This is a genomic window from Frigoribacterium sp. CFBP 8754, from assembly GCF_014841815.1.
In the GTDB taxonomy this organism is placed as follows: Bacteria; Actinomycetota; Actinomycetes; order Actinomycetales; family Microbacteriaceae; genus Frigoribacterium; species Frigoribacterium endophyticum.
Genome location: NZ_JACYUO010000003.1, coordinates 252194 through 263776 on the forward strand (window position 1 = coordinate 252194; position 11583 = coordinate 263776).

Annotated in this window: 12 protein-coding genes; 4 read left to right on the forward strand and 8 right to left on the reverse strand. The window is 75.5% G+C overall.

The features are described from left to right. Window positions 1–143: 143 nt before the first annotated feature. Both IFT72_RS11650 and IFT72_RS11655 read right to left on the reverse strand, forming a co-directional pair. Entirely contained in the window at window positions 144–1163 is a 1020-nt protein-coding gene (locus IFT72_RS11650; RefSeq protein ID WP_192046526.1) for an NAD-dependent epimerase/dehydratase family protein, read from the reverse strand. A 249-nt stretch (window positions 1164–1412) separates the two neighbouring features. Continuing rightward, complete coding sequence (locus IFT72_RS11655; RefSeq protein ID WP_192046527.1) at window positions 1413–1589, reverse strand: hypothetical protein; 177 nt, start codon at window positions 1587–1589, stop codon at window positions 1413–1415. A gap of 465 nt (window positions 1590–2054) precedes the next feature. Between IFT72_RS11655 and IFT72_RS11660 the strand changes: the two genes are divergently transcribed. From IFT72_RS11660 to IFT72_RS11670, 3 genes are all read left to right on the forward strand, one after another. Then, window positions 2055–2402 carry a hypothetical protein gene (locus IFT72_RS11660; protein ID WP_192046528.1) on the forward strand — a complete coding sequence of 116 codons (348 nt, stop codon included), beginning with the start codon at window positions 2055–2057 and terminating at the stop codon, window positions 2400–2402. A 114-nt stretch (window positions 2403–2516) separates the two neighbouring features. Beyond that, window positions 2517–3476: an AraC family transcriptional regulator gene (locus tag IFT72_RS11665; protein ID WP_192046529.1), complete on the forward strand. Its 960-nt coding sequence runs from the start codon at window positions 2517–2519 to the stop codon at window positions 3474–3476. Window positions 3477–3685: 209 nt separating this feature from the next. Then, a complete protein-coding gene (locus tag IFT72_RS11670; protein WP_371741275.1) occupies window positions 3686–4912 on the forward strand; it encodes a glycosyltransferase family 9 protein in 1227 nt (408 codons plus the stop codon). Between the two features lie 109 nt (window positions 4913–5021). Here the strand turns inward: IFT72_RS11670 and IFT72_RS16095 are convergent, their stop codons facing one another. Both IFT72_RS16095 and IFT72_RS11680 read right to left on the reverse strand, forming a co-directional pair. After that, entirely contained in the window at window positions 5022–6146 is a 1125-nt protein-coding gene (locus tag IFT72_RS16095; RefSeq protein WP_244634425.1) for a hypothetical protein, read from the reverse strand. A gap of 340 nt (window positions 6147–6486) precedes the next feature. Then, window positions 6487–7227, reverse strand: a complete 741-nt coding sequence (locus IFT72_RS11680; RefSeq protein ID WP_192046530.1) for an SDR family oxidoreductase — start codon at window positions 7225–7227, stop codon at window positions 6487–6489. 70 nt (window positions 7228–7297) lie between these two features. Between IFT72_RS11680 and IFT72_RS11685 the strand changes: the two genes are divergently transcribed. Beyond that, window positions 7298–7972, forward strand: coding sequence for a nitroreductase family protein (locus IFT72_RS11685; RefSeq protein WP_371741276.1), 675 nt, complete (start codon window positions 7298–7300; stop codon window positions 7970–7972). 233 nt (window positions 7973–8205) lie between these two features. On the opposite strand, the gene IFT72_RS11690 is transcribed toward IFT72_RS11685, so the two are convergent. Genes IFT72_RS11690 through IFT72_RS11705 form a run of 4 tightly spaced genes read right to left on the reverse strand, consistent with a single transcriptional unit; the run spans window position 8206 to window position 11565 of the window. Continuing rightward, window positions 8206–8358, reverse strand: a complete 153-nt coding sequence (locus IFT72_RS11690) for a hypothetical protein (RefSeq protein ID WP_156370173.1) — start codon at window positions 8356–8358, stop codon at window positions 8206–8208. After that, window positions 8355–9134, reverse strand: coding sequence for an ABC transporter ATP-binding protein (locus IFT72_RS11695; protein WP_192046532.1), 780 nt, complete (start codon window positions 9132–9134; stop codon window positions 8355–8357). The genes IFT72_RS11690 and IFT72_RS11695 overlap by 4 nt, the downstream gene beginning before the upstream one ends. Beyond that, window positions 9131–11122, reverse strand: a complete 1992-nt coding sequence (locus IFT72_RS11700; protein ID WP_192046533.1) for a hypothetical protein — start codon at window positions 11120–11122, stop codon at window positions 9131–9133. The genes IFT72_RS11695 and IFT72_RS11700 overlap by 4 nt, the downstream gene beginning before the upstream one ends. Next, on the reverse strand, window positions 11104–11565 hold the full coding sequence (locus tag IFT72_RS11705) for a lactococcin 972 family bacteriocin (RefSeq protein ID WP_156370177.1): 462 nt from the start codon (window positions 11563–11565) through the stop codon (window positions 11104–11106). The genes IFT72_RS11700 and IFT72_RS11705 overlap by 19 nt, the downstream gene beginning before the upstream one ends. Window positions 11566–11583 lie beyond the last annotated feature (18 nt).

Here is an 11583-nt window from a genome sequence, read left to right on the forward strand (position 1 = left end):
AAATCTGAGAGCGATCCGCCGGGGGCGACCCAGGGCAGGCGGGAGTCGCGGGTCGAGAGGTCGGATCGCTCTCGCATTCCGTCCGGCGAGCCGCGCCGTCGGCCAGCCGCACCCGCACCCGCACCCGCACCCGCACCCCGCCCCTACGCCCGCGGCGCGACCCGAGCGTCGACGACGGCGAGCACCGCCGCCTCGTCCGCCGGGTCGAGCCCGGCGCGGCGGGGGCGGTCGCGCCCCCGGGCCAGCTCGTCGGCGAGCACCCGCTCGACGGTCTCGCGCAGCGGCCGCCGTGCCCCGCCCGCCGCGACGTACGCCGCCCCGCTCCGCCGCACGAAGCCGCCGGCGTCGAGCGGCAGCCAGAGCGGCAGCGACCGCGGCCCGGCCCACCACGAGACGCCGGCGGCGAGCAGGGTCGCGTCGTCGACGGTCACGAGCTCGAGCGCCGGCCCGGCGGCGACCGCCCCGGAGACCGCAGCCTGCGAGCCCACCGCGATCCGCGCCTCCCGCAGGAACTCCTCGAGCGGCACCGGCTCGCCCACCGCGTCGACGGTGCCGACGACCCCCTCGCGCCCCGCCCGCTCGACGAACGCGGCGAGGTCGGCGACGTCGACGGCCTGCACCCAGCGCCCCTCCGTGGTCGGCACGACGACGCGGCCGCCGCGGTGCATCCGCCCGGGCCACCAGCCGAACCGGTCGCTGGGGTCGCCGGGCCCGACGACGAGGCCGGGGCGCACGACGAGCAGGCGGTCGCCCAGCCGGCCCGCCGACTCCCGCTCGGCCGCGACCTTCGCGTCGGCGTAGCGAGAGGTGTCGACGGGGTCGACGAGCTCGGCGGACTCGTCGGCCCCCGGGGTCGCGGTGTCGGCGTAGACGGAGACGCTCGACACGAGGGTCCAGTGGGAGGCGCGGTCGGCCAGCGCACGGAGGGCCGGCCCCACGAGGGCCGGGTCGGACGACAGCTCGACCACCTCGTCCCACTCGCCGACGAGCTCGTCGTACGCGGCCGGGTCGTGGCGGTCGGCACGGACGAGGCGGGCTCCCTCGGCGACGGTGCCGGACTCACCGCGGGCGAGGCACACGACCTCGCCGCCCCGCGCGACGGCGGCCGCCGCGATCTCGCGGCCCAGCCAGGCCGTCCCGCCGAGGATGAGGGTGCGCGTCATGCCCCGAGCCAACCAGGCCCGGGCCCCTCCCCGTCGCCGACGAGGCGCGGGAGGTGCAAATGCCGACCAGATGCCCCGATCCGCCCGTCTGGTGACGGGGAATCCGGTGCTCAGGGCCTCCGCGGTCGGCATGTGCAGGTCGACAGGCAGCAGAGAGGCGGTCCCCGCGAGGAGGAGCCAGCTGGGGAAGGGGTCAGCCCGACGGGGGAGACCGCGGGGAGGGGAGCCCGCGCGGAGGCGCGGTGCGGCCTAGCGGCGCGCGCCGGTGCCCTGCGTCGTGCGGGCGCGGCTCGAGCCGGCCGTGAGCTCGGGCACCAGCAGCCGCGCACGGAGCACGGCCACGAGCTGCTCGGGCTGGAGGGCGGCGAGCTCGGCGCGGCTGGGGGTGCGGGCGCGGCCCGCGGCGTCGTCGACGGGGCGGGTCACGCGGCGTCGGCGAGCTGCGCGAGCACGGCGACCATGTCGATCGGCTCGGTGACCGGCATGTCGGTGAAGGAGACGGGGATGCTCATGGGGGTCCGTTCGGTGGTGCCCGGGCGAGGAGCGGGGCGGGGATCGGGGTGCGACGGTCGAGTGCTCGATGAACGGGGGCTCGACGTGCCTCCGGGAGGCGTCGCCCGGAGTCGGGGACCGGTCCGCTGAGACTACGGCGCGCCGCCCCCTCGATCTCCGCCCTTGACCGCGGCCCGACGGCGGCGTCGCAAACCGGACGCCCGGGAGCGCCGCGGAGACCGAGACCGGACAGTCGCGGCGTCCCCTGACCGTGCGGTCACCGGCCCCGCCTACAGTGAGGGCTCCCCCGCGAACCCCGGAAAGCGTGATGTCCTGACATCCACCGACACCCTCCTCGACCATCCCGAGACCGACGCGCACGCCGTCTGGCTCCGGGCGATGGAGACGTTCAGCGGCACCGTGGACGACCCGCGCGACCGGGTCCTCTCCCTCTTCAGCTTCATCGCCTCCGACCACACGGCCGCCCCGCCGTGCCCGTGCCTCCACGCCGGCGGCGACGTCGAGACCGCCGAGCGGCACGTCCTCGAGCTCTCCCGTCTCGTCGACCGCCTCTGCCGTGAGGGCGGCTACCCGCCGCCCCTCGGCCACGCGATCGTGCTGATGATCGAGGGCGCCCTCATGGAGGCCCCGGTCATGGGGCCGGACGGGCCGACGCGCGACGCCAGGACGGCCGCGGCGATGCTGCTCGCCGTCTACGAGACGGGCGTCGGCGCGACCGACTTCTGAGGCGACTCCCCGGGGTGCCGCCACGGCGAGGCCGGCGCCCGAGGGCTGCGGCCCACTGCGCTATCCGGACAGCGCGCCAACAGTGTCGGTGGCTCGTGGCACGATCACCGGCGGATGACAGACGACTACGACGAGCGACGCTTCCGCGTCGACGCCCACGGTGACGACCTCGACGAAGCCAGAGACACCCTCGCTCACGCGTACGAGGGCGTCGAGTGGCGCGCCGAGCGCTCCGACGCGCCCTTCTCGTACCGGTACACGTCTGCCGGCGACCGGTTCATGAGCCTGCGGGCGGTGCGCTTCGAGGCGCGCCTCGAGGGCGAGATGCCACCCGGCGACGACCTCGTCATGCAGTGGATCACCCGCGGCCAGGGCACGCTCGACGTCGGGCCCGACGAGATCCGGCTCGAGCCCGGCCAGCCGCGGCTCTGGCCGTCGGTGCCGTTCCGCTTCGCGTTCTCGGACTACGACCAGCGGCTGGTGCAGATCAGCCGGCAGACCGTCCACGACCTCGCGGCCGAGCGCGGCTTCACGCCCGCGCAGCTCCGCTTCGACCACGCGGTCGAGCCGCGGCAGCAGGCGATGGCGCTCTGGCGCAACAGCGTCACGCTGATCTCGCGCAGCGTGCTCGACGGCGAGGCGAGCCCGCTGCTGCAGGCCGAGATGGGCCGCCTCGGCGCGATCGCCCTGATGGAGCTCTACCCCCAGCAGGGCTCGCCCCTGCCCGACGAGCTGCTCCTGCCGCGCAACGCCCACGTGCGCGCGGCCATCGAGCACGTGCACGCCCACGTGCAGCTGCCGCTGACCTCGGTCGACCTCGCCGAGGTGGCCCACGTCAGCGTGCGGGCGCTGCAGCAGGCGTTCCAGAAGCACGTCGGCACGACGCCGAACGGCTACATCCGCGCGCTCCGGCTCGACCGCATCCGCGAGGAGCTCCTCGTCAGCGACCCGCACCGCACGTCGGTCGCCGAGGTCGCGAAGCACTGGGGCTTCGCGCACGCGGGCCGGTTCGCGGCGGCCTACGCCGAGAAGTTCGGCGAGTACCCCAGCGAGACGCTCGAGCGAGCGCACTAGCGCGGCTGCCGCTGCGCCGCTGCGCCGTGGCGCCGAGGTGCCTCCACCTGGGCCTTCGACGGCCCGCACGGCCCAGGACGAGTCGTCTCGACGCCCGGCGTCGCCCACGCCGCGTCGTCTCGACGCCCCGGCGGCGGTGCGCCCGGCGCCCCGCCCGTTTGAGCCCGGGCGCGCCCGGGCAGGGGGCAGCCACCAGAGAGAGGACCCTCGTGAGCCCCGACCGACGCCAGACGATCCCCGGACTCCCGCCCCTCGGCGAGCCCTTCCCCGACGTGCGCCGCATCGCCGTGCTGCGCGGCGGCGGGCTCGGCGACCTCGTGTTCGCGCTGCCGGCGATCGCCGCGCTGAGGGCGAGCTACCCGGGCGCCTCGGTGACCCTGCTCGGGTCGCCCGTGCACCGCGCGCTCCTGGCGGGGCGGCCCGACGTCGTCGACGAGGTCGACGTGCTGCCGGTCGTGCCGGGCGTGGGCGACGCGTCGGGCACCGAGGTCGACGACGCCGCCACCGAGCGCTTCGTCGAGCGGCACCGCGCCCGGTGCTACGACCTCGCCGTGCAGGTGCACGGCGGCGGGCGCAACTCGAACCCCTTCCTGCTGCGGCTCGGGGCACGGCACACGATCGGCACCCGCACCTCCGACGCGGTGCCCCTCGAGCGCACGATCCCGTACGTCTACTACCAGCACGAGGTGCTCCGGGCCCTCGAGGTCGTCGCGCTCGCCGGGGCGGCCCCTGCGGGAGGCGCGGTGCTGACCCCGACCCCGGCCGACCTCGAGCGCGGCGCCGAGCTGCTCGGCCGCTCGGGCCCCGGCGGTGACGGTCGCCCGGTGGTCGCCCTCCATCCCGGGGCGAGCGACCCGAGGAGGCGCTGGTCGCCCGACCGCTTCGGTCACCTCGCGGCCCGGCTCGCGCACCACGGCGTGCGGGTCGTCGTCGTCGGCGAGGGCGAGGACGTCGCCCTGGCCGACCGGATCGTGGCCGTGGCGCGCGCGCGGGAGCCTCACCGCGCCTCCCTGGTGGGCTCGCTCGCCGGTCAGCTGAGCCTCTCCGACCTCGTCGGGGTGCTCGCGTCGGTCGACGTCGTCGTCGCCGACGACAGCGGGCCCCGGCACGTGGCCGAGGCGGTGGGCACGGCGACGAGCGCCGTCTTCTGGTTCGGCAACGTGATCAACGCGGGCGCCCTGGGGCGCACGCGGCACCGCGTCGCCATGGCGTACACGACGGCCTGCCCGGTGTGCGGCGCCGACATCACGCAGGTGGGGTGGACGGCGGAGCGCTGCGAGTACGACGTGAGCGTCGTCGACTCCGTGACGATCGACGAGGTGTGGGAGAACACGCGGGAGGTGCTCGACGGGGTGCTCGCCGAGCGCGGCGAGCGGGCCGAGCGCGACCTCGACGGCGGCACGCAGGTCGACTCCAGCTACGGCCTGCACGTCTGACCCGGCCACGGCACCCGTCCTCGCACCGACACCCCCTCCTCGCACGCGAACCCCGCCGCGGCAGGGTTCCCGTGCGAGAAGGGGGTTCTCGGGAGCAGAGCGCCGAGGGTCAGCGAGCGTCGATGGAGAACTGCACCGGCTCGGGCAGGTCGCCCATGCTGAGCGTGTAGGTCGTCACGACGCCCGCCGGGGCGGCCAGGTCGAGCGTGATCGACGTGCCCCGCAGCCAGCTGCCCGTCACGAAGCGACCGCGCGCGTCGGTGATCATGAAGCTCGCGAACGACGAGCCGTGGACGGTCACCGAGGCCCGGCCGTCGACGATGTCGCCCACGACGACGTCGCCGGGAGCGGGCGTCCCCGGCTCGACGGGGTCGACCGGGTCGACGGGGTCGACCGGGTCGACCGGGTCGACGGGGTCGACCGGGTCGATCGGGTCGACGGGGTCGACCGGGTCGATCGGGTCGACGGGGTCGATCGGCGTGACCGGGCTGGTCCCGGTGCGGTCCAGGACGACATCGTGGCTCTCGACGACCGTCGTGCCCTGACGGACCTTCAGCGTGTACGACGTCGAGGTGCCGTCCGCCGCCTCGAGGGAGGCGCGCGACGTGCCGTCGGTGCCGAAGCTGCCGCTGAACGCGAAGCGGCCGTCGGCGTCGTAGATGCCGAAGGTGTGACCGGCGGGGCCGGTGAGGGCCAGCTGGGCCCAGCCGCCCTGGAAGGCGGACACCGACCACGAGGCGAGGCCGTCGCCGGGCGCCCCGGGCTGCTCGGGGCCGACGGGCTGCTCCGGGTCGACCGGGAGCTCCGGGTCGGCGGGAGTGCCGGGGTCGACGTCGGACCGCGGGTCGACGCTCCACTGCGAGAGGTACGGCACGCCCCCGACGACGGAGCGCACCTCGAAGTGGTTCTCGCGGTCGTTGGCGATGCGGATCGACACGGTGCCGCGGCCCGTGCCGTCGAGCAGGACGCGGGTCTCGACCCCTCGCTCGTTCGTGAACACGACGAAGGCGTCCGGTGCGCCCTGGACGGCGACGTCGACGGCGCCGTCGCTGATCGACACGACGGTGACCGCGGGGCGCTCGGCCGTCCCGCTGGTGTCGATCGAGCTGGCGGCGGCCGCGGTGGCGGTGCCGGCGGTCGGCGCGGGCGCGGCGAACGCCGGGCCGGCGACGAGGGAGGCGAGGACGACGCCGGTGGCGCCGATCGTCGCGAGGCAGGCTTTCTTGGGGGGCATGGTGCTCCTTGGATCAGGCGTGCCGGAGTGGCATGCTGACCGGAATGCTACACATCGCATTCCGCCCCCGCTGAGCGGACGCCCTGTCGCGCACCAGTCCGCGCCGCGCACAGAGGAACGCCCTCCTCCGCCACGGGTGGGGCAGGGGAGGGCGTTCCGGCCGCGAGGGTCCAGGTCTCGCAGCGACGCGTCGACGGACCGTCGTTCGGGCTCGGGCCTGCCGTGGCGACCGGGGTTCGGGCCTCCGATCGCCTGCGTGAGAGCAACGGTAGACGTGACCCCCGACCGGGGCGAGGGGGTGGACCGGCCGCTCCGCGTCGTGTAAGAAAGCGAGTGGTGCTCAGGGCCAGCTGTCCTCCTCGGGGTGGGTCACGACGAGCTCCCGGATCTCGCTGCGCGCCGGCATGCCGAGCACGTAGAGCACCGCGTCGGCGACGTCCGCAGGGTCCTGCAGGCGCGAGTCGTCCTGCGGCTTGTACTGCTCGTCGCGGGCGTCGAAGAACCGCGTCGCCATGCCCGAGGGGATGAGCGTCGTCACCCCGACCACGCCCTTCAGCTCGGCGGCCAGCGACCGCGTGAAGCCGACCACGCCGAACTTCGACGCGCAGTAGGCGGTCGCGTCGCCCACGGCCTTGATGCCGAGCGACGAGGCGACCGTGACGACCTTGCCGTGCGACGCCTTCAGGTGCGGCAGCGCGGCGCGCACGGTCGAGACGGTGCCGAAAAGGTTGACGCCGACGATCTTCTCCCACGATGCCGTGCTGAGGCCGTCGAGGGGCGCCGGGGTGTCGACGCCGGCCGCGGTGACCACGGCGTCGAGGCCGTCGTGCGCCTCCGCGGCGGCCGTGACCGCCGCCTCCACCGCGGTCGAGTCCGAGACGTCGACGCGGTGCGACTCGATGCCCTCCGGCACGCGCGAGACGTCGAGGTCGAGCACGATCGGCGTGCCGCCGGCCTGCTGCACGGCGTGCGCCACGGCGGCGCCGAGGCCGCTCGCGCCGCCGGTGACGATCACGCGCCCGGGCCCGCGTCGGCCGCTCGGGGCGCTCGGGGCAGTGGTGCTGCTGCTGGTGTCGGTCATGGGGTTCCTTCCGTCGGGGTGGTGGTCAGCACCGCCTCAGCCCACGCGCTCCAGCGCCGAGGCGAGACGGGTGGTCGACCGCCCGGGGTGGAAGGAGCTCGCCGGTCGCGCCCCCAGCCAGCTGAACAGCCAGCCGTGGCGGTTCGTCCTGGTGGAGTCGCGCGAGACCATCGAGGAGGTCGCGCGGATCAGCGGCGAGAGCATGACCGAGTCGATGTCGGACGGCACCTTCTTCGAGCGCTACAAGCCGTTCTTCCGGTTCAGCCGCGCCGAGATGGAGCGTCGCCGCGACGGCATGCTCTTCGACAAGCTGCCCGCGCCGCTGCGCCCGTTCACGGGGCAGGTGTTCACGAAGCGCGGCCAGGTGCTGATGAACGCGCTGCGGGTGCCGCAGACGCTCGGCGCCGAGAACCGCGCCCTCGTCGCCGGCTCGCCGCTGCTGCTCGGCGCGATGCTCGACCGGTCGACGTACCGGCCCGACTCGCTGACGTCGTTCTACTCGACCTTCAGCCTCGGGGCCGCCATGGAGAACCTCTGGCTGGCCACCGGCACGCTGGGGCTCGGCATCCAGTTCGTGTCGTTCCCGATGGAGCGGCCCGAACGCTGGGCGCAGGTCGAGCGGCTGCTGGCGGTGCCCGACGACCTCGAGCTGATGGCGGTGTACCGGATCGGCCACGTGCCTCCCGAGCGGGTGCGCCCGGCGATCGACTGGGCCAGCGACGAGCGGCGGCGGATCTCGCAGTAGGTCTTCCGCGAGGACTGCCGCACGCCGCAGACGGGGTGGGACGAGCCGCCCGGCGCGTGACCGCCGCGGTCACGAACCACGTCCTCGCCCCCGAACCACGCCGCGGCGGGGTTCCGCTGCGAGGACGTGGTTCGTCACGGTGAGGCGGGCGGCGGACGGCGGGCGGCTGCCGAGAGCGGCGCCGCCCTCGTGGGGGCGACGCCGCTCTGGCGTGGTGGGGCGGGGGCCGTCGACTAGTTGTCGGTCGACTCCGAGTCCTTGTCGTCGTCGACGAGCCCGGCCTTCTTGCCGTCGGGGAGCTCCTCGGTGTACTTCGCCTGCTCGTCGGTGATCTCGGTGGATCCGTCGGGGGCGGTGGACGGGGTGGTGTCGTCGGTTGCGCTCATGCCCCCGACGATACGCCCGCGGCCGCGCGAGCGACCTGATCCGCGCCTCCCAGCTCGACGACCACGTCGCACCACTCCGCGACGACGGGGTCGTGGGTCGCGACGACCACGACGGTGCCCTCCCGGCGCAGCTCGTCGAGGGCGTCGAGCACCAGCTCGCGCCCCGCGGCGTCGAGCGCCGAGGTCGGTTCGTCGGCCACCACGAGCGCGGGGCGGTGGACGAGGAGGCGCGCGGCGGCCACCCGCTGCTGCTCACCGCCGCTGAGGTGGCCGGTGACGTCGTCGCCCCGTCCGTCGAGCTGCAGTCGACGCAGCGCGGCTCGCCCCCGCGCCCGTCTCGTCTCGCGGCTGACCCCGTGCGGGCGTACGACGTCGACGTTCTCGCGGACGGTCCACTCCGGCACCAGGCTGCCGTGCTGCAGCAGGACGCCGCACGTCTCACGGAGGTGTCGGCGCAGGGCGCGGCTCCCCGCCGTGCCGACGGCGGAGCCCGCGACCGTCACGGTCCCCGTGGTCGGGGCCCGGAGACCCGCGATGCACGCCAGGAGGGACGACTTCCCGCTGCCGTTCAGCCCCGTCACCGCCACCGCGGCACCCGGCTCGGCCGTCAGGTCGAGGCCGCGCCAGAGCTCCCGGCGCCCCGTCCGCAGACCGAGGCCCGCCACGACGAGGGGGGCGGTCGGCCCTCGGGACGGTGCGGGAGGCCCGGGAGGCGCGGGAGGCACGGTGGCGGTCGTCGGCACCGGCGTCGGCCGGCCTCGGTGCGGCTGGGTCACGGGGCCTCCTCGGAGGACAGGGCGGCAGTGGTGGGGGACGGGCGTGCGAGGCGGCGTCGGGCGGCGAGGAGCGCCGCGCCCGCGAGGGCGACGTGCAGCCCGACGGCCGCGCCGATGACGACGAGGGCGTCGGCAGGGCCGTCGGTCCGCGCGACCGTGAGACCGAGCGCGCAGGCGACGGTCGTGAGGCCGGCGCCGACGACGACGTGGGGGAGGTGGACCGACCAGTCCGAGCGTCCGACGGTCGCGAGGAGCAGCCGACGCCGACGGGTGCGCGTGACGTGCGCCGTCGTCGCCACGACGAGCCCGGCCGCGAGGGCGAGCCCGCCGAGCCCGGCCGCGAGGACGACCAGGCGCTGCTCGGCGAGCACCTCGCGGGCGGCGCGGGCGTAGCCGTCACCGACGGTCTCCCACCCGTGGACGAGGGGCAGCACGCCGACGTCGTCGAGGGCCGCCTCCACCGAGGCGCGGTCGTCGAAGACCACCCGGCCGTTGAAGGCGGCGGTCGCCAGCACGTCGTCGGGCAGGTGCACCAGGGGCACCTCGACGATCACGGTCGGCGGCCCGTCGACGGGGGAGAGGCGCAGGGTCGCGGGGTCGGGCACGACGACGCCGGGCGGCAGGGTCTCGAGGCGAGCGCCGAGCGGAGGCAGCACGTCGTCGGTCGTGGTCCAGACCATCCGGAGGTAGGCGACGACGTCGGCGGCGAGGGCCCGTGCCGCCTCGGGGTCGCCCGCGGTCCGCACGACGACGACGTCGTCCCCGTCACCGTCGCCGTGCGGCTCGCCGGTCTCGGCGCCGGTGCCGGTGCGGGTCCCGACCCGGGCGGTGACGAGCGCGCCGGGAACGGTGTCGGGGTCGCCCATCGTCGCCCTGCCGGAGGCGATCTCGTCACGGGCCACCCGGGCGAGCGCCCGGTCGAACTCGCGGTCGTCCGCGCCGGCGAGGCCGACGCTGAGCACGGACCCCTCGTGCAGGTCGAGCTGCGCCGCGGAGGAGGTCGCGACACGGTCGGCGGCGTCGGCGGCGCGCTGGCCGAGGGCGACCTCGCCCGCCACGACCGCGACGAGGGCGACGTGCAGCGCGATCGGCACGACGAGCGCACGCCGGCGGCTCCCTGCTCCGGTGCTGGCTGAGAGCAGCCTCGACGGCCGGGGTCCGTGCGCCGCCGTCGCTCGACAGAGGAGCAGCCACGCTGTCGTTCCGCCCCAGATCAGAGCGATCACGGGCAGGACGAACTCGGGTCTCCGGAGCCCGCCGACGCTCCACCAGAGAGCCAGCACGAGCAGCACCGAGCCGAGGGCCGCTCCTGCCAGGGGCGATGCTGCCTCCCGGAGCTCGGCGACGAGGGCACGTCGTCGGGTCCACCCGACGAGCGCGCAGACCAGGCGGCGTCGGCGGCCGCGCTCGGCCTCGACGCCGGCCGCACCGAGGGCGACGAGCATCACCGTCACGAGCAGCCCGGCGACGGAGGGCACCGTGACCAGCGCCCGGAGCTCGTCGAGAGGCCCCACCGTCGCGTCCGCCGCGGTGAAGCCGGCGCTGTCGAGAGCGGCGAGGAGGGGGCTCGGGTCGTCCGCGTCGGTCACGTAGAAGCCGCGGGGGTCGAGGTCGAGCCAGGAGTCGTGGTCGGCGAGGGTCCACCGCACCCAGGGGCCCAGGGGCTGCCCGGCTCCGCCGGTCAGGGGATGGACGAGCGAGTCGCCGACACCAGCGCCGGGCGAGTCGTCCGGGGTCATGCGGGCGACCTGGTCGCCCGTCGACGTCACCGCCCGGAGGAGTTCCTGCCGTGTCGCGTCGTGCCCGAGGTCCGGCGGCGTCTCCAGGACGACGACCCCGGTGCCCCGGCCGCCGCTCCCGCCGCTCCCCCAGGTGTCCTGGCCCTCGGCGGCGGCCAGGGCGACGCCCGCGGCGAGCGCGTAGGCCGCCACGACGGCGATCACCGTCGTGGCGGCCGTGCGCCGACGGGTCAGAGGACCGCCCACCACGCCGTGTTGTTGCTCTTGCTCTTCGCCCGCACCGCGCTGGCGAGGTAGGACGGCGCGGCGTTGCCCGAGCGCAGGCACTGCGTCTGCCCGTTCGCGCAGGCCGTGGCCCGGTGCGTCCTCGAGTAGTGCTGGTACTTGGCGTACACGGTGGAGGACGTCACGCCCCACTCGAAGTACCCGCCGCCCACGTACGTCGACCCGAGTGTGGAGAACTCGCCGGCCGGCATCATGCCGGACTCCGCCTCCGTGCCGGTGGTCGCGGCCGTGGTGGCCGACTCCGAGGTCGACGTCGATGTCGACGTCGAGGTCGCGGTCGGGGTCGACGCCGGGGCGGGAGCGGCGACCGCAGGTGCGAGCCCCGCGCCGAGCACGAGCGCTCCCGTGGTCGCGAGGGTGGCCAGGCTCCGCCCGACGGTCGTCCCGATGCTGCTGACACTGGTCATGATCACCCGTTCCTGTCT